The 22920-nt window shown below is 40.9% G+C and carries 11 protein-coding genes; 3 read left to right on the top strand and 8 right to left on the bottom strand.

Annotated features, from left to right (window positions below; genetic code table 11):
- Window positions 1-600 precede the first annotated feature (600 nt).
- The 5 genes from F6K53_RS29555 to F6K53_RS29535 form a co-directional block, all read right to left on the bottom strand.
- Entirely contained in the window at window positions 601-1122 is a 522-nt protein-coding gene (locus F6K53_RS29555; RefSeq protein ID WP_293023061.1) for a hypothetical protein, read from the bottom strand.
- A 559-nt stretch (window positions 1123-1681) separates the two neighbouring features.
- Window positions 1682-2221 (bottom strand): RICIN domain-containing protein, encoded by a 540-nt coding sequence (locus F6K53_RS29550; RefSeq protein WP_293071897.1) that lies wholly within the window; start codon window positions 2219-2221, stop codon window positions 1682-1684.
- A gap of 309 nt (window positions 2222-2530) precedes the next feature.
- Complete coding sequence (locus tag F6K53_RS29545) at window positions 2531-2662, bottom strand: hypothetical protein (RefSeq protein WP_293066360.1); 132 nt, start codon at window positions 2660-2662, stop codon at window positions 2531-2533.
- Window positions 2663-2869: 207 nt separating this feature from the next.
- Window positions 2870-3496, bottom strand: a complete 627-nt coding sequence (locus tag F6K53_RS29540; RefSeq protein WP_293071896.1) for an HIRAN domain-containing protein — start codon at window positions 3494-3496, stop codon at window positions 2870-2872.
- Between the two features lie 536 nt (window positions 3497-4032).
- Window positions 4033-4641 (bottom strand): hypothetical protein, encoded by a 609-nt coding sequence (locus tag F6K53_RS29535; protein WP_293071895.1) that lies wholly within the window; start codon window positions 4639-4641, stop codon window positions 4033-4035.
- Window positions 4642-5190: 549 nt separating this feature from the next.
- On the opposite strand from F6K53_RS29535, the gene F6K53_RS29530 reads away from it, so the two are divergent.
- Window positions 5191-5337: a hypothetical protein gene (locus F6K53_RS29530; RefSeq protein ID WP_293071894.1), complete on the top strand. Its 147-nt coding sequence runs from the start codon at window positions 5191-5193 to the stop codon at window positions 5335-5337.
- Window positions 5338-5543: 206 nt separating this feature from the next.
- Here the strand turns inward: F6K53_RS29530 and F6K53_RS29525 are convergent, their stop codons facing one another.
- Both F6K53_RS29525 and F6K53_RS29520 read right to left on the bottom strand, forming a co-directional pair.
- Entirely contained in the window at window positions 5544-5756 is a 213-nt protein-coding gene (locus F6K53_RS29525) for a hypothetical protein (RefSeq protein WP_293071893.1), read from the bottom strand.
- Window positions 5757-6395: 639 nt separating this feature from the next.
- Entirely contained in the window at window positions 6396-7697 is a 1302-nt protein-coding gene (locus tag F6K53_RS29520) for a pentapeptide repeat-containing protein (protein ID WP_293071892.1), read from the bottom strand.
- Between the two features lie 1622 nt (window positions 7698-9319).
- Between F6K53_RS29520 and F6K53_RS29515 the strand changes: the two genes are divergently transcribed.
- The gene (locus F6K53_RS29515; RefSeq protein ID WP_293071891.1) at window positions 9320-10750 is read left to right on the top strand and encodes a transporter substrate-binding domain-containing protein; all 1431 of its coding nucleotides are present in this window, start codon (window positions 9320-9322) and stop codon (window positions 10748-10750) included.
- A gap of 102 nt (window positions 10751-10852) precedes the next feature.
- Window positions 10853-11227 carry a hypothetical protein gene (locus F6K53_RS29510; protein ID WP_293071890.1) on the top strand — a complete coding sequence of 125 codons (375 nt, stop codon included), beginning with the start codon at window positions 10853-10855 and terminating at the stop codon, window positions 11225-11227.
- A gap of 557 nt (window positions 11228-11784) precedes the next feature.
- Here the strand turns inward: F6K53_RS29510 and F6K53_RS29505 are convergent.
- Window positions 11785-22701: a Calx-beta domain-containing protein gene (locus F6K53_RS29505; RefSeq protein ID WP_293083134.1), complete on the bottom strand. Its 10917-nt coding sequence runs from the start codon at window positions 22699-22701 to the stop codon at window positions 11785-11787.
- Window positions 22702-22920 lie beyond the last annotated feature (219 nt).

The raw sequence follows: 22920 nt of genomic DNA, 5'->3' as shown, positions 1-22920 counted from the left end.
CAAGGAAAAGTAAGTCGCAAAAGAAAACGTGTTCTAAAGAAGTTGGGCGCGCCGTGTGCTTGGAGACTCGCTCGCACGGTGCCTTGGGGACGAAGCGGGAGTAATCCCGCAGATTTACCCGATTCCTTTACTTTAAGGGGTAGCCAGAGCCAGCCTTCGCCCTAGCAAGTACGTCAGGCTGGCTCTTCCCGTGGATTTGATTGTCCACGGTTTTATTGTAACATAAAAATTTGCCTATTATAGCATATTTTTAAAAATTTTGTAAAAAAATATTGAGAGAGTCGGGAGAAGTACAGTCTTATATAGCAGTCGCCAGGGCAGGCGCGGACATGACAAAAGTCTCAAACCTAAGTAAGCGCAAGAGTTTGACTTCTGACTTCTGACTTCTGACTTCTGACTTCTGCTATAGCGCTACGCGCAATGGCATTGGCAAGAGGCAAGAGGCAAAAGTTTACGTGCATTAGCGTTTGAGCTTGTATCAATGTCAAACACTTTAATGGGTAGTGCTATACCGAAAATATTCAATTCCCGATAAGACCTATTAACAGAAATAAGATGACTTTTCTTTATCTTTTATAACTGATATAAAATCAAAGGTCATCACCTGGACTCCTTAGGGGAGTTGAATAACCATACAAGTATACGACCTTGGATCAAGCTGGCGATGGGAATAATTAAAATTATGAGTTTTACTGCCATCTCACCAGTTATATTGTAGTCGTAGGCATAAGGAGAATTGTAGTTCCTAAGATCGTTCATAAAATCATGAGCACCAATCTCAATTATCCAACTAGAGAATGCAGTCCAAACTAAGCTGTTAAGAACAATCCACCAACCTGCCCGAGTCGTATGCTTAGAAAGAGCTACCGATTGGAACCAAGATATCACTACGCAACCAATTAGGGTCGTAAGGATAGATGCTGTCCAGGTCATGGGTAATCGGATAGTTGGATTTTGTACAAATATAGATTGATATCTTAGATACCAAGAATAGAAAAAAGCCATGGTTGGTATGGCAACGTAGGCTCCTAACACAGTCCGCACAACCCATGACCAAGCGTCGGAAATGTAACGTCGCAGAACAACCCATTGTGCGATCGCTGGCCAAAACGGTATAAGCATGAACAAATACACATAAAAATTATTTTCAGTTAGCGATAACCATAACGCAATAGTAATTATCATACCCGTGGTTGTTGGTATCGTCCACTCGATTAGAAATCTCAGACTAAGTGCTCGTTTTAGCATTGAATTCTAAATTATCTATTCCTAACTTTAGGGTGATGTCTTTGGCAAATTTAAAATCAGGCTGATTTCCCAAATCGATATAATCATACTACGATTGCGGTTCACAAATATCTAAGGAACAGGAATTTTTAACAAGGAATTTCTCCCCATCACAAAACTCCTTCTAGGAATGTGCTGATCAAGAAGGGTTATTGTTGTGGCTTCATCGTAATCATTCATTTGTAATCCATACTTGACATAGCAAATCCCATTCAGGACTTTCGAGCCGGTTATGATTTAAAGAGTATTACTTACATCGGTCAAGCTCTGTTTATCGACGTAATAAAGTGACCGCTGGCATTTGACATCACAGCGGTCACCATTGTTGTCAACGGCTCTACCCGACAATTAAACAACCCTGCCCGAAAGGGTAATTTCTAGTTCAAACAGTTAGTTAAAAATTAGGTATTTGCCAAAACTGTCCTGAATAATTACCACAGTTAGCCATAATCGGTTTATTGTCGTTAGCATCATTAATGATATCTAAACATTTATCACTGCCCGTAAACATGGTTTTGAGGCGATAATATCCAGACTTGTTTGTTGCTTCTATTTGCCAAAATTGTCCTGAATAATTACCACAGTTAGCCATAATCGGTTTATTGTCGTTAGAATCATTAATGATATCTAAACATTTATCACTGCCCGTAAATAGGGTTTTGAGGCGATAATATCCAGACTTGTTTGTTGCTACTATTTGCCAATATTGTCCTGAATAATTACCACAGTCAGCCATAATCGGTTTATTGTCGTTAGCATCATTAATGATATCTAAACATTTATCACTGCCCGTAAACATGGTTTTGAGGCGATAATTTGTTTGTCCTTGGGCAACGTTAGTAGTACTGGCAAAAGCAAGCACAGAAGACGCAACAGCTATACCAAAAGTGAAAATTCTCTTTATATTTTTGTTAGACATGGTGGTATGAGACATTTTTTTAGTTTTAGAGAAAAATTGATCAATAATTGTGCCACAAACTCAACTTACCTGAGTTCGATATACCTAGGATCCACACTTACAGGTATGGGTTCTAGTTGATAGAGACTTTTTAACGACCTTGAACTCTAAGATAATCATCAGTTTCGATCTGAACTCTCCTATACCTTCTACTACAACGCCATTAGTAAGATTCCCGATTCTCTAGAAATATTTTTATCACAGCGGGTAAAACCGCTATGAGTCTTGATCCCCGGTTTGAAAAGACGGGGCTTTAGACTTACAGGTTCCCTCGTAAATCGGCTCTTAACTACTTTCCTTGAGCAGGGAATAGGGAATAGGTAATAGGGAATAGGGAATAGGTAATAGGGAATAGGTAATAGGGAATAGGGAATAGGGAATAGGGAAAACAATCCTGTGTAGCTGATAGTTATGCAAACCGCCGTAGCTATATATAGCAATTCTCTATGCCATGAGGTACAAAAAGATCCCCCTAAATCCCCCTTATCAAGGGGGACTTTGAGGTTGAGAAGCGTACCTCATAAATCCTATAAACGCTATAGTACCTGAATGCGTTCGCGTAGCGTGGCCTACGGCCAATCGCATTCAGGACTTCCGAGCACGTTATGATTCAAGGAGTATTACTTACATCGGGAAAAGCAAATTTTTCGACTTTTCTTTTTCCTTAGTTAAGGGCTGATAGATCTTGTGATCATACGGCACGTATTCCTTTGAACCTGAATAAGTCATCTCACACAATAACCGAGACTTGAGCGGAGAAGGAGGTAAATTTACCTTTGCTACTTTCACTTCTACTAAACTTGGATCATGCCTTAAAATTTTAAGTATATCGTGTGACAAGTAGCGGGGACAATACCCTAGGTGATAATGATCTTCTGTGGTTAACGCTAAAGCCTTATTGTCATAAGGATTATGAAACTCGTGACATAACCACAAAGGATCACCGACTTGTAGCTGCCCTATGCGATCCATAGAACACTTTGGTAAGTGACGCAAACCATGTACTAGAAAACAAAGGTGGTATTTCCCGTCACTGTCGAGGTCTGGATAAGGAAAAACTTTAAAATTATCTGTTTGTCGATTTCCTTCGCTCCTTCCTAAAAATTCCATCAAATCAAAACTCTGGGCTGATAAGTTGAGCCGGTCTAGATGCTTTCGGTAATCTGGACGCGAGGGTGACATAACTCGGTTGGCAAAAAACGCAAACAACTCCGTCGAACGATAGGTCTTATTCCACTCTGGAAAAGACATTAGAGGCTCAAACCCAAATTATTTTTGCGCTTCCTTTGCACCTTTTATATAAACAAAGGTGTAAATTTTTTAATCAAAATTATAATCATGATTGTTGATAAATCTGTATATCCCTATGTTATCATATTGGCTTTAATTGGAATACAATATGTATTGTTTTGTATTTATGATGAATTAACTGCCAGAAATCATATAAAACTACTAGAAATATATAATAAAGATACACGATTAGGAGAAAGGGTTGAACATATCCTTGATAATTACCAGCTGAATAACAAGAGATTTCGTTCAAACCTGACTCAATCATTAATTCCAGTATTAATGTACTTCTTTTTTACTATAATTGGTGTTTTGTTTAATGTGATTTTTAAAAATTAGTCTAAAATATTTACCATGATGTACTATGCGTTTACCCTAGTTGGCATGAAAGCATCAAAAAAAGCGATTGGCCGTAGGCCACGCGGGGCGCGTTCGCATCAAAGACAAGTAATTAATTACGATCGCTGTTAATTTGGGAAAATTTGCTAGTTCAAAAATCATAAATGCTCGTCTTCGGTGTTTGGAACTGCCCAAGGGTTGATGCCATGTTCCCGGAGCTGGCGATCATACTCATCCTGGTAAGATTGCTGGACATCATACTCTTCCCAGGACTGCCGCAACTCCAGTTCCTGCTGTGCGATGGTTTCGTTGGCTGCATTCAACCTTTCTTCTAGTTCCTGCACGTAAGCATCTATTCGTTGACGTCGTTCTTCCATTGTCGCCGTTTCACCAAAAGCATGACGAAAATGATCCTCTAGAGAATCCAAGGCTAGTACACTAAGGATCTTGTATGCTTCCTTGTTACCCCTGTAAGAACGGTAATTCCAATAAATGATTACTATTTTCAGTGGCAATCCATTAATCCTGGGTTGTCCAATTAATTGAGTTGAATCTTCTACTTCAAAAGTCTGACTCGTAAACCCCTCTCCCCATATGGTTTTGAATGCTTTTGAGCGCAAAAAATCTGACACGTTTTGCTTGTTCTCTCCAACGGTTTCCGCTGTCTGGGTTTGAGACATTACGTACATGCCTTCCTTAGTCTTGAAGCCATCAAATTTTTTAAAAGTCCCGATCTGGATTATTGCGTGCGTAACGTATTCTTTCATGGTTAAGATATAACTGATTTACTGCAAATCATTTACTTCAGCGATCGCACTTCCCTGTCTAAAAAGGTGCGGTCGCTTTGCATATCGTCATTGTACTGTAGTCTTTTACTGCCGTCAATGAAAAATCATCGCCATCAAAGTCGGATTGAAAACCAACCTGACTTTCCATTGCCCCACTATCTATCAGTGTTACTATTTGCTATTGGTTATAACACACAAAATTGATTATAAACAAAGCAATTTAGTTAGGCTTACATAAATACATAGCTAAAAACACATTAACTACAGATTTAACTTATAATTAAACAAATAAACATAATTAAAAACAAAAAACTGGTCTACTTCTATATTCTAGGAGTTATACACACAGTTTCAATTTAAAATAAACAAATCTTATTTGTACTTCTAAGACCAGAACCAAAATGCAAACAATAACACACAAAATTATAGCACTACCCATTAAAGTTAGGACATTGATATAAGCCGGTTTGTCGATTTATAGCGCTACGGGCAAGTCAGAAGTTAAAACTCAGAAGTCAAAAGTAAGCTATGACTAAGTTTCGGAGTTTAGGAGCGATGCAGAGGTGCGACAATCAAGCGAATTTAATTCTTAATGGGTCAAACGCACCATTACGGTCTTGGGGAGGCAGCGCGGTCTTGGGGGTTCCCCCCGGAGACGAAACCTTAGACAGTTGAGCCTTTATGGTTGGTAGGCTATGCATAAAAGGGGTAAAACTTATTGATTAAGGCGAGCCTGTCTTACGGTAACTTCTAACCATGAGCGACTGCCGTGGTTTCCCCCACTCGCGCTTTGCATCAAGACAATGTCAAACATCTAAATGCGTAGTGCTATATTATCCCTGTTCTGTCATTTTGGGACAATCGAACCAATTGGCGTCATTTCAGCCTAGGAAAAATCTGGGTTTGACCCGAGTTTGACAGAAGAGGGGTATATCGAAAATAATTAGAAACTTCGCATCAGGCACCAGCTGTTTCAGGGTCTGGGAATAACCTTTGGCATCACAACAGTTGCGGAACCGAGGGAAAACGACTGGTGGCATCGGTGGTAATAGGCGAACCATGACCCATGGGTATAGGCTTGGACGATACAACATAATATGAAGTTATCTCCTTTACTTTAAGGGGTAGCCAGAGCCAGCCTTCGCCCTTGCAAGTACGTCAGGCTGGCTCTTCCCGTGGATTTGATTGTCCACACTTTGATTATAGCATAAAAATTTGCATATTATAGCATATTTTAAAAAATTTTGTAACAAATTATTGAGAGAGTCGTCAGAGGTATAGTCTTATAGCGCTACGCGCAAGCCCTGGGAGTCCGTAAAAGCGGGAAATGGGGAGAATTATCCCGTAAATAATTGTGTATTTTGATACATATTTTAATTATTTTATACGTAATCAAAAAATTTGACATGGAATGCATTCAGCATGTCCACTGTAGAAAGAATCATACACATTAACTTTCCCGGTAGTAGGTAAATATAATTTTTATCTATTTTGTTACGACGTAGTTTGGATACAGTTTACAATTTGTCAAGCGCGATCGCACTCTGAAATTAAGACAGCACAAACGCTCCTAGTCATTCAGGCTGACCAACATCCCGTTTAAGGCGAATTGTTCTTTCCGTTGATGCGACTTAGTGCTATCCTCAGTCAGACACAAGTTTTGCACCATACTCACATCATTCTTGTGCTAAATTAAAAAGGAAAGTCAAAACTTTACATCTATGATTGGCACTTCATTCATGGCAATTTCCCTTCATTACCGCTTGTTTTAACTCAGCTAAAGATCGATTGTAATCCAAAATAGCCCTAATTCGATTATTTTCCTGTTCTTGTAGTATTTTTTCAGATTTAATTACATCAGAGTAATCACCGAAACCAGCTTGGAATCTCAATCGTGCAAGTCTAACCTTCTCTTCAGTCATGTTTGAAATCTTATTTCTTACATCAATATTTTCAAGATAATAGTTAACTTTGGCAAAAAGTTCTTCTATTTTAAATTTTATCTGGTTGCGGTGCTGTTGTTGCTTTTTATCTATATTATTCAAAGCTTTGGTAATACTTTGTTTTAGCGTTAAATGCCACAACCCATCTATTTTTACAGGATCATTCACGATAACTTTAGTCGAAGTAGACAAACCTAGGCTATTTGCTAATCGACCACGATAAATTTGTTGCTGTAGCAAAGCATTATTGACTTCTTGCTGGGCAATTTCTAAATCAATTTTAAAGGATAATATCTCATTATACGTACCTAGACCAGCTTCCTCTAAAAGTTGTTGATCTCTTAAAAACAACTCAGCAGTTTTTAGACTAAGTTTATCCAACTTTACTTGTTCATTTGCTTGTTGCATATTATAGTAGTCAATGGTGACTTGGTAACAGGCTTCATTAGATAAGTGCCCATGATTTAGCTGTTTTAGCTTTAGAGCTTGTGCTAATTTTTTTAAAACCACCTTTTTATTTGAAATATTATAATTATCAGTTTTAATTTTTGGGATGTTTATATCAGTAGAAGCTAACAATAAACCAGCAGTTATGTCAGTATTGATCAAGTTTGTATGGCTGAGGTCAGTATTCGAGAGAATAGCACCGTTGAGGGTACTAATCCTGAGGTTTGTACCACTGAGATTGGTATCCGTGAGGTTAGCACTGCTGAGAATAGCACCGTTGAAGTTAGCACTGTTGAGGTTAGCACTGCTGAGGTTACTACCCCCTAAATTGATACTGCTAAAGTTGAAATTATTTAGATTAATATTAACTTTTACCAATTCTTGAAGTATTTGGATAAACTTAGTTCTTGCTGCTAAAATATCCTCTATTTTAGCATTGTCTTGAGCATTTTTATGATAATAAGTTTCAAAACTATACCAAAGTTCCCTTATCTTTGCCTGTTTTTTGACTGCAAATCCAAGATATACTGTTAAACCAATGGGAATAATTAATCCAAAGCCAATGAACTTCAGACGATTCTTCCATTTATTGAGGTGTTTATAGCTGTAGGTATTAATCCCAACTAATAAAATATTCCGACTCATGGCAACAAGCCTCTTAAAATATTTACGTACTTAAGATGCCAGGGTGAGCGCAAGAAAAAATTGCCCATAATTTACATTGGCTGGATATCGGTTGATCGTGGCTCAAAACCCCTCTAATCTCGTAGAGCTTTACTCGCAATAGAGTTAAGTTGTTGAGAATAACGCGGTCTTTTTCTCAAAAAATACAGCTTATTGATTCTTGCGCTTACCTTGCTTAAGATGCATACAATTGTTTTGTGAATGACTCCGGAAAATTATTTTGAGCTGGGGGGTGATATGCAAGCTAAAATCCTTACTGGGTAATAATTTCAGCCCATAAGTTGCAAGAATACACATTCTGTTTTGGGCTTACATTGGACGTAGTTATAAGGGTTTGAGCTTCCAGAAAATGAATCAAGGGTTAATTTTCGATGGCTGTCGCGGGGATTACGAGAAGCCTTACAGGGTGTGAAGTAGGTCAGTTAGCTAATATTGGCAGTAGTAATCACTACATCAGCTATTTCTTAGAGTCACCTAATTGCTTCGTAGCCTACATTCCTTGATTTACGGTAGTTGTGCTAAAAGCCAACGCTTAAAGCCATGGAAGTTCCGGTTTATTATTGAAATGACACAAACAATAGTAAACAGAATCAAAAATGTCGGGCTATGACTAACGCCAAATCATAGTCCGATTTATTTTCAGGTTATAACGTAACACTTTTCAAGTCATGCGAAACTCCACATTTTTCACACTTTTTTCATATTTTTTTCACAGATTTCAATAATCTGATTATCTTCACATTTTGACCATTTAATTTGACAACTATATAGCATCAATACCTGGGGGGGTGACATGCAAGCTAAAATCCTTACTGCGTAAGATATTCAGCCCATCTGTTACAAAAAGATACATGCTGTTTTGGGCGCTTCCTTGGACTATGTTATAAGGGTTTGAGCGTCCATAAAATCAAAGAAGGGTCAATTTGGGAGTTTATCTTTCCTGAGATAATTGGCATCAAAGCCTTATCTAGTAAGCTTTTCAGGGCTCATGTCACCCCCTCAGCATCAATACAAAATAACATTTGTATCTGGGTTGTCAAAAAACTTTTTGCAAAAAGTCCCAATTTCCTCCGGATTATCTTAGGGATTTGGTGAAACGTAATTTCAGTTATAAAGGGTACATCTCCTAAAAGCTGTTTAACCCGGTGGTGCGTTACACGGCAGATTGTCCCAAGGCTGGCACGAGTCTGAAAATGAGGGCAAGCCCCCCTAACGTATCCTAAGCAACATTTTCAATATTAGATGCACCCGTTATAAAACAGGGTAAACGCATCTTATCAATAAATCAGACCCTATTGCGCTTGTTGACATAGGAGTCAGCAAATTAGATATGTTTACTCTACAGTTATAAAGCGCAATTAAACAAGTTTTTTGAGTTAATTTTTGATGTTTTTCAGTAGCAATTAACTTGGAATTAACTCCAAGTTAAAAAGGCTAAATTTTCTATGAAAAACATAAATCGTATGATCTGATATTAGATGTGTTCTGATTTGATAACAGGCACTTCGTAATACCGCATCGTCTACAAGAAAGTTAGTACTTGCAAAACCCAAACTATTGATTGTATTTCAAGAGAAGAAACCATGCTAAACACTATTAAATCTCGGCCAAGGAACGCAAATCAAAACTTAAGTCAAGTCAATAGAGGTTATCTTAAATTCATCACAATTTTACTTTCAATAGCTGCAATAACTTTTTTCGATTATCCTAGTGCTGCTCAAACTAACCAAGAAAAGGACATTTTAAACCTATTTATAGAAGAAGAAAATCCTAAATTAATAGTTCGTATAAGAACAAGTTCTTACCCTATTAGTACTGGATACGAAGATCCAAAACTTAACTTTTGCTATGGTTTTGCAGTCAAGTTGGTAAAAAAGCTGAACAATGATTTTAGATTGAATAAAGAACCAATAACGCTAGATCCTATCTTCAATAATAATTTAGAAAATCCTCGATTTGAGTCAGTTCGTGAGGGAATTGTACACCTTCAGTGTGGTCCAGACACAAGAAAACAAAAATATTATTTTAATAATGATGGAGTAATTTTTAGCAATCATTTTTTGACAACAGGAATAAGGATTTTAGTAAACAAAAGTAAGATTAAAAATCTAAAATCATTACCTAAAGACTTAAATATAGGAGTAACTGTAAACACGACAACAATTAAAGAGATAGAACCACTCAACCCCAAAATTTTTGAGACCAGAGAAGAAGGTATTAGGGCTTTAGCTCAAGGCGATATTGATGCTTTTGCCAGCGATGACATTTTATTGCAGGGCTATTTAAAAAAAGACAAGAATTTTAAGCCATCAAAATATGTGTTATACCCCCGAGATAGATATTTATCCGAGTTTAAATCCGAAGACTACGCAATGGTTATAAAAGAGGGCAACTACAAGTTCAAAGAATATATTAATGAGCTTATAAAAGATGAAAAAGAAAAGTTAGATAAGCGCTTAACAAAAGAAGGGTTTGTCTTGTTTAACAAGATATCAGCAAATCCAACAAAACTACCATATATTGCTTTTACTAGTTTGCTTTTGAGTGTAATTAGTTTATTGGTTTATTTGTTTTATTCGCGAATTACTATTTTTGAATACAGTGAGAGCGAGTTTGATTTTGTAATTTTTCTGTATACCCTAAAGCAACTAAAATTTAATCAAGAAATATCCGTAACAGTTCACAAACATAAACATAATGATCAAAATGAAAAAATATTTCGTGTAGAGCTATCTTTACCATTTATGGGAAATAAAGCAAGGTTCAAGAGAGACATTTTCGAAAACTACTATAAAAACAAAAATAATATAGATATCAAAGAACTTATTAAAGATAATAAAGATTTCCAATCAATAATTGATTCAACAAATAAATTGTTAAAATTAGATAGTAACAAATTTGATAATATTTATATGAATTTACATCTACATGTCAAAAATTTTAATGCTCCTGTTGGTAGTGTTGGCAATCGTGGTACACAGAAAAATGTAAGTGGATCAAATAAAGTAAACTAACATAATACTAGCACAATAATGCACTATATTAAAATTGAATAATAGTCAATATAGCTAAATAAATCTAATAAGTACTTAAACAACTATCCATCTTTAAATACTATGAACAACTTCTATGCTCCTGTTGGCAGTGTTGACAATCAAGGTACACAGGAAATTGTAAGTGGAAAAAATACAGGGGATATAATAATAAACCAGTACAAGTCTGCGCCAGAGCAAAAACAAAGCCTAGCGGAAGCAGCAGCTGAAATTCAGAAACTCCTGGAGCAACTATTCCAGACTAATCCTACTATAACATACAAAGAAAAGATGACAGTTTTAGGTGAAGTTGCAGACAAAATTGATAAGAACCCACCCCTAAAAGATAAGGTAATCAATGCTCTCGAAGCAGGAGGAAAAGAAGCTTTTAAGGAAGCCATAGACCACCCGCTAGTTAACATTTTGATGGCTATCATTGAGGGATGGAGAGAGGTTTAAGTTTTCTACTATCAAAGTTCCCCAAAGTTGATACTGCTGGCGAATTTAACATTTAGAAATATCAGCCTGAAGACAGCAGTCTTTATAGCCCCCCAACCCCCAATCATTAGACAAAAGCGATACTCTGAAAAGCCGCTCTGCGATGCTCTTCAGAGCCGCTCCCCGAACGCACTCCATTCTGAACCCTGCCTCACCCTATCCATACTTGGCATAGCGCATCACATTCAGGACTTTCGAGCAGGTTATGATTCAAGGAGTATTGCTTACATCAGGCAAACTCCATTTATTGACGTAATCGAGTGACCGCTGGCATTTGACATCACAGCGATCACCATTGTTGTCAACAGCTCTATCCGACAATGAAACAGCCTTGGGGTGTTAGGCGGGATTCCTCTTGCCTTAAAAGGATAAGCAATATCGCTCACTCCTCCTGAGAATTGCTATAACTATAGCGTTTCTTGGAGTTATGACGTACGCTTTTTAACCTCAAAGTCCCCCTTATTAAGGGGGATTTAGGGGGATCGCTTTGTACCTCATAGCTATAATAATTGCTATAACTATTCCTCGATAATATCTGTAAGCAAAAGATTCAAGTTTTCCACCGTTAACAAAGGCAAGTTAGGATTCTCCGTAGTACTCACATTTTCTGGATTGGAAAAGAAACTAAAACTAAACAGATATCGTCCCCTGGTTTGATTGGGGTTTTTCTGAGTCTGCCAATTGTCAATTTCTCGGACAATATTTGTTCGCAGCTGTTGAGTCACTGCTAACATATCCGTGGAATCCCCAGACTTTTGAACCGTAAATCGAGGGGTTAGTAAAACAGGTAAGGAAGCTAACAGTTCCTCATCATTAGTGTTGCTAGCTAAAGCAAAGGCATACTGACAGCTAATCCGAATATCATAAGGACGGTTAATGATAGCTGGCAGCAAGACTTTGAATAACTCTTCGAGATGCTGTGTCAAAGTTTTACTTCTGGAATCGCCCAGGTCTGCAATATCCCAACGCTTATCATTAACTATTAGAGGAGTAATCCGATTCTTAAACCTTACTTCAGGAGTCTGGAAGATGAAAGCAGCATTAGTTTCCCTGCCATCAATCAAATTTTTATTGCGGGCGAGACGGATAGCACCCCAGGCATTTTGATAGTCCAACACATCCAAATTAGTCACAGTCACCTTACGATCTGGTAATGCCGACTCCCCAAAGGTTTCTACCCCAGTTGCATCAAGCAATTTGGTGAAATCATACTCAATTGTTGTATAAGGTACTGTGGGGGAGTTAGTGGTTACATCGTTTTGCCTGGTATCATTTAACTCATACCCTGGTAACTCAATGTCTAAGATTTGTTGATCAGCAACGGGAAGATTGTTAGTGGGAGTGATGATAACCGTTTTGGTTTCTTCGTCAGCGGATAGGTTTTCATCAATATTGTAGTGAACTGTCTGGCGAGATGCCTGTGCGATCGCAATCGGTTGCCAAATTTGCCATGACCTAGCCACGTCTTCTGCTAGAGTCGCAAAGGCATTGAGGGCAGAGGTAACCGTAGTCTGGTTGTCAGAGGTTAACCCTGTTTCCAAAGCTTTGAGATCACTGGCTAGGGTTGGATATAGATTGTTAAACCGCACCAGGGTATCCAACAGTGGATCAATAGTATTAGTCGTATCGATAATTGTTCCAACACCCACTGGGTCCGCAATCTCTGCATTAACTGCATTACTCAGCACAAGGGTAAAGGTTTCATTATTTTCAACAACATCATCGCTGTTGACTGTAACCTCAATTTCTTTGCTGGTTTCACCTGGATCAAATTGCAGAGTTCCGCTAGTTGCCGTGTAATCTCCTGGTGCTTTTGCGGTTCCATCCTGGGTTTGATAATCTACAGTAACAGTCTGTTCAGAGGGAGGAGATAAGGTAATAGTGAAAACTGCAGTTTGTCCTTCCTCCAAAGAGACATCATTAATCGTTAATTTAGAGGAACCATTGTATTCAATCCGGCATTCAATGGTATCTTGAGCCACATCGGGATGTTCATAGAGGAAAACATAATTCCAGTCTCGAATATCCTCAGCACTGAGAATCTCACCAGCAAAGCTGTCAGGGTCAGGAATTGCTGTATGGGAAATCAGAGAAGGAGGAAGGGGAAAATCCCGCAAAGGAATCGGAATTTGAACATCTCCAATTTGATTAGGATCATCGTTGAGAGGTTGAATAAAATTGAGCCAAGAGGAGGTGGAATTAGTAGTATTAATATTGTATTCCAACTCATTAACCTGATAGTTCAGATTAACTGCAATATCTTCGTAACGCTGAGGAGTTTGGGTATTGAAGAAGAAGGTTAGCGTAGACTTACCATTGTTGGCATCGCTCAGGGAAATTTTAGCTGGAGATAAGGTGAAATCTATCGATTGAAGCAGAGCTTGCTTGTCTGCGTCAGAACTAGTGGAGTTGGGTGTACTTTCAAGATTGGTGTAATAAGCCCCGCTCATGACTGGTTGCCCAGATAAACGAGGAATATCTTGACCAGACCATTGATAGCCATCAGCGATCGCTACATCCACGTTATATTGAACAATGGTTTCAATGTCGTAAGCATCCGCTAAATTTGTCAGCAATTCCTTTTGGAGTGCTGCCACTGCTAAGGTTTGGCGAGTAGTATACTCTGGGGAAGTTGTATCCACAGAAGTATCCAATACATGGGTCACATTGTTACTAATCGAATCTGCCAAACTTGCTTTGACATCTAAAATCCGCCCAAGCTCACCCTTTAAGGTGGTATCATTCACTGCAGGAATAGCTGTTTCCGGTTTCAGGATATCTTCAATAGCACGTAAATACTTACGGGCTAAACCATTCAGGTCTACCGCATCCACTCGCACGGTTTCTGTTGAGGTTTGGTCAAGTCCACCATCTTGGGTGTAGCTGTAAAGGCTTACTTCCCCTGACATTAAGGTATTGCTCAAAGGCGCAGCGGAAAAGAAGTAGGGGAAATCCTCTTTGATATCGTAACTAATCCCCGTATCCCCCAGATGAACTGCCCACAGGGTATCGCTGTTTTGAGGATTAGCATTATCAATATTCCCAGCATTCCTCCCCACTGCTAGCTTTAAGTTAGGTAGTGCTTGCTCAAATGCCTTCGCAAAGGGGTCAAGGGAGGCCAGGCGTTCACTAAACTCAGCATTTTGATCATCTGAGGAGCTTGTCAGCACAACGGTTTTGGGGGCAAAATAGGCTGATACTACCTCAGCTTCAGGCACAAAGCCTGGATGCATCAAATCGTTGTTGCGCCGCATTTCCAGCTGTACGGTGACCGAGAATAGTAAATCCGTTGGATACAGAAGACTATTATTGTTATCCCGGAAGTTGAGATCAACCGTTGTGCTAGCTACCGCCGGGGGAACAATCCAATCCTGTAAGGGCTCAATTAGACCCGATTCATTTTGGAGCGCTTGTCCTACTTCTGCCACAGTCAGGGGGCGTTGCGAACGCTTTTCTAACAGATCCACCGCTGTTTTCAGACAACTGAGGTCATACATGCGATGAATAATGTCCAATGAGTCCTTCGATACCTGATCATTATTACTGTCATCTTCAATTTGAGCGATCGCATTCAGGACATCATCTTCTAGGGTATCAGATTCGCTATGAACCGTTGATGGCTCGAATTGGGGTTTAAGGTTACCTTGAGCATCCAACAGTGTTGCTTTCAAGATACTCAAGGAAGATTCACTATCATTGGGATCAAGTAAAGCACGTAAGGCAATTCGATTTGCCCCTGCTAAGTTGTCCAGTTGCTCATAAATAGCATTCACCGCCCCAATGCTTTGCTGGGTTTGACTGGCTTCGGCATCAATACTATTTTTGAAGTTAACCAGGGTTTGCGCCCATCGAGAGGTGAGGGTGTATAATGTTTGATCGGTTCCGGTCTGGATAGTTTGACTATCGATGAAAGCCGTTAACCGTTCTAAGTCGCTATTTACCGTATCGTCACTGTTGTAACTAATCTTAGTCAGGGATGCCAAAACCGGACGGACATCGATAGCAGTATTGCCACTCAACAGTCCTGCCAGGGTTTGGTTAGCGATCGCTACTGCTGCTGGGGTAATTTCCGTTCCCATGGTACTGGTTAACGTACTCAGGGATGTTGTTTGAGCTGTGGATTGTACCACTGCTAGAGAGTCAGCGTTCTGTGCAGAAGAGGTATCCAGGGTAAAGCGATCCGGAATGTAGAGGGTTGCCCCGGACTCTAAGGCTAAAGTGGGATTTTGAAGGGCAATATCCCCTGCTGTGGTTTGATCGGTAATAATTTGACTATCATGGGCAGCAGCAATAGCAATCATTTGGTCAAAGCTATCCCCACTGGTGACAGTGTAATTAAACAGCACGTCAGCCAGGATTACATCCTCCGTACCAAATAACCCAGTCATCTCGCTGACAGCAGCAGCAACCACAGCTAATTGACTAGCGATCGCAGACTCAGTCAGAATGTCACTGATATTGCCCACCCCTTGTACCGTTTCCAACACCGTGCGATGACGGTTGGTTTGTAGATGAAGCTGCTGAGTTAGGTAAGCAAGGGTGTTCTGTTCGGGCAGAATTGCCTCAGTAATGGTATACTCCAGGGCACCCACTTCAGCAACAATGCCCGATTTCAGCACATCGAGGGAGCGAACATCAGTAGTGGCGACAAACTGGTTAAGGGCAATGTGATATAGACTATCCTGATCCTGGATGGTGTAATCAAGGCTAATCTCGGGGATTGTTATTGTGGAACCTGCCACCAGTAAATCCTGGCGTTGGGCATTGGCAAGAATCACCGTTTCAGCAGTTTCTATCCTAGAGGTATTGGGGAATGCCGCAGCGATCGCACTCCAGGTCTTGTCAGTGATCACCTTGATGTCTACATTAAACGGAGTTGGTGAAGCTTCATCATTCTTGGTCACCGTGACCGTTAATGTTGTGTCCGTGGGGAAAATTTCCAGATTACGAATGGCCTCAACCACATCCTGGGATGCTGCTAACAGACGGTCTCGAAGATTGCCCAAAGTTTCGCCATCCTGGGTTGTGCTATCCAAGGCTGAAACCGTAACCCCTGCCAGCAATACCGTCGATTCATTCTCTGCAATAATCTCATTGATCCGGTCAGTCAGGATCTGGTCAAACTCCAGATCCAGGTCAGCATTTTCCAGCTGCAATACCCCATAGGCAATTTCTTCGAGGGTGGCGTTTAGGGTAACGTAATTGTTGACGTGGGGTGCTTCTAGACCCTTGATCAGGACACCATTGGTTAAGGTTTGGGTCGTATCTAACCCTTGAGCAATGGTTTGTAGCAGGATTTCGATCAGGTGGTCTTCCTCTAGGGCGAGTTGTGCGATCGCAATTGACTCGAAGGTATCCCCATCTTCAACGGTATAGTTGACGGAATTACCAGCGCTATCCGTGTAAGCAATAATCCCACCAACCGCTAATAAATCCGCCGTTTTTGCATATTTGGTGACAATTTCCTCAACTTTGTCACTTTGAGTGCCGTAATCTTTGTTGAGCTTAGTTGCGATCGCATTTAAGCTGTTGGTTGGCTCAACCCGAATACCTACAGGAACAGGAATCTGAATACTTTGATCACTGCTGAAAATACCACTAACTGCACTATTACTATCTCCTAAATCTCCAATATCACACCCATACTGATTAGCAACTGATTCCAGGTCTTCACTGTTACCAGCCACTGTATAGGCAAATTCCTGGAGATATTCCAAAGTGACCAAATACTTATAGACATTATCCACAAAGTCCGTGAAGGCGGCACGCTGGGCATCAGTCAACTCCTGGTCACCGCTGGGAATCACCGATGTACTCACCGTAAAGGTTAAGTTTGAGTCATGAACCTGATAGTAAATTTGTTGATAAGTAGCGCGGTCAGTTTTAATCTTATCCAGTGCCTCAGTGAAAAGATTCCCAGGAGTGGGAATATATTTAGATTGGTCTAACACCAACTCCAGAATCAAATTAGCAGTCTTATCATCCTTGCTGGTGATCTGATAGCTTTCACCCACCGAGGGCCATTGATTGATGCCGAAAATCGGGTCGAAATACCCTAATTTTTGGCTAATACCTTCTGCAAAGTTCCCATCGCTTCCCAAGCGATTGCCATAGATATCTTGCCAGCGAAAATCCAACTTAAAGGTATCTCCAATGCCGTAATAGGGATTGAGGGTATCCTTGAGAATTTCCGGTAATGCTTGGGATTCTGTGTCGGCGGCGGTAGTTAAAGCATAAACGGGCAAGACTTTTTCATAGACCCATTTTGTATTATCCTCATCTTCTTCAATAGGTCCGATCGGTAGACGGTCTTGCCCGGTTTTAAAGTCAGCTTCAATTGTACTGGGCAGCTGATAACTTAAAAGCTGATAGAGGTTTTGAATCTCATCGGTAGCAGTATTATTGTCTACAGGTTCAATGGAGTCACGGGTCAGTCTAAAACCAAGATTTCCCGCCGGAATCCTTAACACATCAATGGTTTCACTACTGGTGGCAAAAATTTCGCTGACACCATTGAGTGTACTACTCTGGGAATGATCAGACGGAATATTAAGGCAGTTGTGATAGCTAGCGGCAGTACTGCTAAAGGTCATTAACAGAGTTACCTGAGCCGTGTCCCCATCAGCAAACAGAGAATCTGGTAAGCCCTTTTGCTCATCGTTTTCTGTATAGCTATAGTTGAGGTAATAGCCTTCACTATTTACAACAGTGCTTTCCTGTACCAGTCTTAGGAATGGTAGGAAGGTCGTAGACACGTCTAGTGTCACCGTACGGTTATCCCCAGAATCTAGGGATAAATTCGTCTTCAGCATCAAGACTTCAGCACTGCCATTACGGGTCAGAACTTTCGAGCCACCACTGTCATCACTGTCATCCAAATACAACAAGGTCAAGGTTGTAGGAGTTACGTTTGCGGTCAGAATATCTTGCAGCAATTGCCGACTAGCCGTTTCAATCCGTTCAATAGCGTATACCGTGGCCAAAAATCCGCTCCCATCTGAGGTCGAGACTTGGCGGATTTCCAATGTTAATTTAGTTGCCCAAGTATATCCTGCTTCAATCTCCGCAGTATCTAAAGTTTCCCCATCTTGAACTGGCTGCTGATTGTAGAAAAGGGTTAAGCTTGTCTGATCAGACTTAGACTTGAGATAATCACATAAACCGGAAGGAAGTTCCCACAGCAGATTATTGCTAGTTGCATTAATAGATTCATTCCAGTAAGTTTTCTGGCGAATGGTGTATTGCTGGTTCGTGGGATTGTAAAACTCCAGCAGTGTTGGAGGAGTTGTGGGCAAAATTCCACTGGTTTCTGCCTCATCAAGCTGCTTAATAAGCGTAATGGTGTTGTAGGGAGGATCACTATCCGGGAAAGGGTAATTGAGTTCACAGGTTAACGTTTCACTATCACTGGTCTGACTAGTTTCACTATCACTGGTCTGACTTTGATAATCAATTAGTCGAATCCAAGTCAAGGTATCTAGTTTAAATAACCGGATTTCATTGGGGCTAATCGTTACCGTCTCACTATCCCCGTCTGTTGCGGGAGGGGTGCGCGTGACTGTGACAGTAAATTGTTGTCCTGTAGCAAGATAAGCAGCTTGTTGTTGTCCATTAATGGTTGTAGTGCTACCTGTAAGGATGGGTAATCGCAATCCATGCAACAAGAATCGTGAGGTCATTCCCGCTAAGGATTGGAACGACTCACCACCATTGAAATGATTGAGTAAGTCAATCAGAGTAATCGTACCATTGGCATCAACCCCATCTTTTTTATCCCTAACATGATCGATGCCAAGCTGCACGACAGAACGAATAATTAAGGTGAAGTAGTCAATAAATAAAAGTTCAGCGATCGCTAAATCTGCGGATGCATCGTTGGTCGGTATTTGTCCCAGCACTTCTTCTGTGCTCTGGTTATGGTTATAGTTGGAGGATTGAAAATAATTTTGAATCGCCTTGATTTGAGCGGGAGAATATTTCGTACTATCAAAATCAACGATATTGGGCTGCTTATTGGGATCATTCTCATCAGCACCATCCTTTAGTTCCATCTGAAGTTGAGGAAACATCGGGAAAATGGTACCACTAATTTCCGTATTATCGATGGGGCGGTCGGTGATATCAAATATAAAATTCCTAGACAAGAATCGAATCAGGGGTGCCCAAAAATCATCCGCCGGTTCTTCCTCTAAGTAGTTAACGAATAGGGTATAAACATCTTCTAACAATTCCAACGTTAAGACTTGAGCATCAACATTAACAGCACTTGTGTCGATATTTAAAGCATTACGCTCACTATCTGATAAATAGGCATAAATCACCCATTTAAATAGGGCTTTAACTAACTCATCAAAGTCCGTATCATTATCATTGGTAGAGTTATCATCTAGAGGAATCGAGTTTTCCATAAACAATAACCCGATACCACTTACTTCTGTTTCGGTCTTAGTATCTGTTTCGGTCTTAGTATCTGTTTCGGTCTTAGTAAAGGACGGTTGAAAATAAATATCGAGGCGAAGCTTGTCGTCTTTTACAGTTTCCGTGCGCACGTCTCCGGGGAGTGCTAGCTTAATTCCCGTTGTGCCATCATCCCATCGCAATGACCGTCCACCAGATGTTTGGGTAGTGACATTTGTAGTAGTAGTATTTGTAGTAGTAGCATTTGTAGTAGTTACATTTGTAACTGTTCTTGTGCTACTAATGGTCTGGGCTTTAGCAAAACCAAAGCGATTAGCCCTACCATTTTTTTTGATTCGATAGGGACGCACGGTTTGAGCACGGGCAGTAAATACCGGAACAGTTGCTGCCATTGCTCCCCCAGAACCAGCAGCGAGTTGCCAGGGTGGTGTGCTATCTGAACCGAGAACAAATTGCTCCCGCACGGTCAAGTTAAACTTAAATCTGATCCGGACAAAGGCAATCTTGATCGATGCTCTGACAGAAACCGTAGCCACCAGAGCCACCTGAATGGCTTTGTATACCTCCACCACAAACAGCACCGCAACTTTAACCAGGACTTCTACATCAACCTGAATTACTTTAAAGTCCACGACACCATAGATGCGACCAACAATGGCTACACCACCCTGAATCCGGTAATAGGTGGCCTTTTTCTGATTAGTATCGGTGGGATTATAGGTAGCAAACACCCCTTGCAAAATCCCATGCATGGTAATGCTGAATTCGGCGCGCAGAGGACCTTTCTTGATAATTTTCCCCAACCCGACCTGTAAGCCAATGCCAAATTCCAATACCGGGTCAAAGGTGCCACTAACAATGTTGGGAACACTGGTTGCTGTTTCTGCACTCAGTTTATTGAAATAGAAGCCCCCTAATCCTAAAAAGATGCCGACATTAACGGCAATGGATCTCGAAAAGTCACCACCCCAAGGGAAGCCCACATCGATGCCAAAGTCTCCATTGGTATAGATTTCAATGGCAACCACCGGCAGGGTAATATGAACAGCACCAAAGTCGATATACCGCATGGTGTCGGGTAAAACCAGCTCACTGCGATAGACCCCGACAGTGTCACTAATGCGGCGATAGAGGATTTCAAATTCAAATCCAGCAAAACTCTGTACTGGGGGTCCCGACAAGCTAATGCGCAGCCCGTAGATAAAGGGATCGTTGAAAATTACACTGATCTCAATGGCACCCAAAATCACAAATTGGGCACCAATTAACCACCCACTCTCTGCACTAAACTGAATGGGCTGACCTGAAAATTGAATCGGTTGAGTGGGGTCAGAACTTACGGCTGAGGGTAAGGACTGTAGCAGAGCTGTGAGGGGATTTTGCCGCCGTTTAATAGGGGGAAGGGGTACCAAGGTTTGGCGCATCACCGTGGTGAATTGCTCAATAGTACGAGCTTGTTGCACAATTTCTGGTGCGAAGGCAACCCGTTGTCCCAAAGCCAGGAACTTCAGCTCGAAGATCGGGGCTTTAGTGCTGGGCACTTCTGGGGGATTTTCATTGACTGGGTCCCACTGAACTCGCTTTTTGGGTTGTCCAGGAATACTTAAGTCTACTGCGATCGCTATTTTTTTATTGGATGCTGTTCTAGCATTATTTTGTTGGGTACTGACCTGAGATGACTTAGTCCCAAACTGGTAAGACAACCCCACATTGGATACCTTAGCAATCAAGACATTCAAGGTCGCCTTGTAGGAAATGGTGATGGATTTATTAGTTAGGTCTATCTCCAGACTAAACTTATCTAGCGCTATTTCTTGTTTAGCAAATTCATCCCAGGGTGGGTCGAGTTCAAAGTCAGTAATGCTGGAGTCATATACACTGACAATATAGGCAATCAGGTCACCAATAGTGGGATTATTGTTGCCATTGATCAAACTAACGCTAAACCGCAACAGTTTACGATTATTGATATTGGTGTAAACTGCGCTCAACAACAGGGTACTGATTTGGAGTTGGAAAATTAACTCACCGGTACGATTAGCCAGGGCTTTGGATGAACGACCAGAGCCTGATGTGCTACTGGTTTGGCTAAAGGTATAGATAACCGAGAGTTGTAAGGTATCGAAAAAGGGAATAGAGGCTTTGACCGTTCCTGCGATCGCGCCTTTTAGGGTCGTAGAGGTTCCCCCTGATCTATTACTGGAGGTTTTAGTAATTTGAATCGCCGCTTGGATTTGCAGGGTTTCTTCCCCTGGCACTAAGGAAATGCCAGTATCCCAATCCATGGATCCGGTGAAGGTATAGCGGGATTCGACGATTTGTGTACTATTCTCTTGATAGCGGGTTTGTTGTAGCGCAAATGCCAGGGAAACTACTAAATTCCGCAATCCATACTCATCGAGTTTATCCTGGGAAAACCCAAAAGCTTTGATGACTTCAGTAATACTAATATTTTGAGCAGTGGCAGAAAATCCCCACTGACTGACAATCTTTCCACTTTGTGAAGAAAATTGATGGGCAACCTTAACCGCAAATTCGCCCCCAAATAACTCAAACAGCCCCTCAAATGACAGTTTTCGCTGCTGGGAGAGGGATTCTGCCGTATTCTGTTGATTGCCATTGGTTGAGCCAGAGGATTTGACCGATGACACTGACAGGGCAAGCTGTTCGATGGATAAGGTTGGCCCCGAATCGAGGGTAATCGACCAGGCCCCTCCCCCAGTAACAGACCCAATAGCAGCCTCAAAGGAAAATGCCCCTTTATCCGGTCGCAATTCCACCGCCATTTTGGTAATGGCTAAGTTCTGAATCGAGTCTGGTGCATCTAATTCTGGAATCAGTTCTTCCAAAAGCGCCACGACATAAAGTCGCTGTCCAGCAATCATACCGCCCCGATAAACCGTTACGTTGCGGTCTTCAATTTTCTCCAGGATCAAATTGACAGTTTCACCAGCAACGGTTAGCTCTGAGACCAGACCAAAGCTAACACTGGTTGTTCTTTGCACTATTGCAGTCATGGCTCGATTCAGAAATATTACTAGGCAAAAATGGAATTATCTAAAGTCAGCGGTCAGTGGTCAGCATTCAGCCGTCAGCCATCAGGGAGCATTTTTTATTCAAAAGCACCTCAAGTAGCGTGGCACAGGCTTCTAGCCTGTGACCTAACCTATAAGCTGATAGCTGATAGCTGATAGCTGATAGCTGATAACTGATTGCTGATTGCTGATAGCTGATCA

The organism is Moorena sp. SIO4A1 (assembly GCF_010672065.1).
Classification (GTDB): domain Bacteria; phylum Cyanobacteriota; class Cyanobacteriia; order Cyanobacteriales; family Coleofasciculaceae; genus Moorena.
This window is presented reverse-complemented; position numbering and strand designations above follow the sequence as displayed.

Coding starts and splice junctions, on each gene's coding strand:
- F6K53_RS29510 (WP_293071890.1), top strand. CDS start 10,853: ATGAACAACTTCTATGCTCCTGTTGGCAGTGTTGACAATCAAGGTACA.
- F6K53_RS29520 (WP_293071892.1), bottom strand. CDS start 7,697: ATGAGTCGGAATATTTTATTAGTTGGGATTAATACCTACAGCTATAAA.
- F6K53_RS29525 (WP_293071893.1), bottom strand. CDS start 5,756: ATGTTGTATCGTCCAAGCCTATACCCATGGGTCATGGTTCGCCTATTA.
- F6K53_RS29530 (WP_293071894.1), top strand. CDS start 5,191: ATGACTAAGTTTCGGAGTTTAGGAGCGATGCAGAGGTGCGACAATCAA.
- F6K53_RS29540 (WP_293071896.1), bottom strand. CDS start 3,496: ATGTCTTTTCCAGAGTGGAATAAGACCTATCGTTCGACGGAGTTGTTT.
- F6K53_RS29515 (WP_293071891.1), top strand. CDS start 9,320: ATGCTAAACACTATTAAATCTCGGCCAAGGAACGCAAATCAAAACTTA.
- F6K53_RS29550 (WP_293071897.1), bottom strand. CDS start 2,221: ATGTCTCATACCACCATGTCTAACAAAAATATAAAGAGAATTTTCACT.
- F6K53_RS29555 (WP_293023061.1), bottom strand. CDS start 1,122: ATGCTTATACCGTTTTGGCCAGCGATCGCACAATGGGTTGTTCTGCGA.
- F6K53_RS29505 (WP_293083134.1), bottom strand. CDS start 22,701: ATGACTGCAATAGTGCAAAGAACAACCAGTGTTAGCTTTGGTCTGGTC.
- F6K53_RS29535 (WP_293071895.1), bottom strand. CDS start 4,641: ATGAAAGAATACGTTACGCACGCAATAATCCAGATCGGGACTTTTAAA.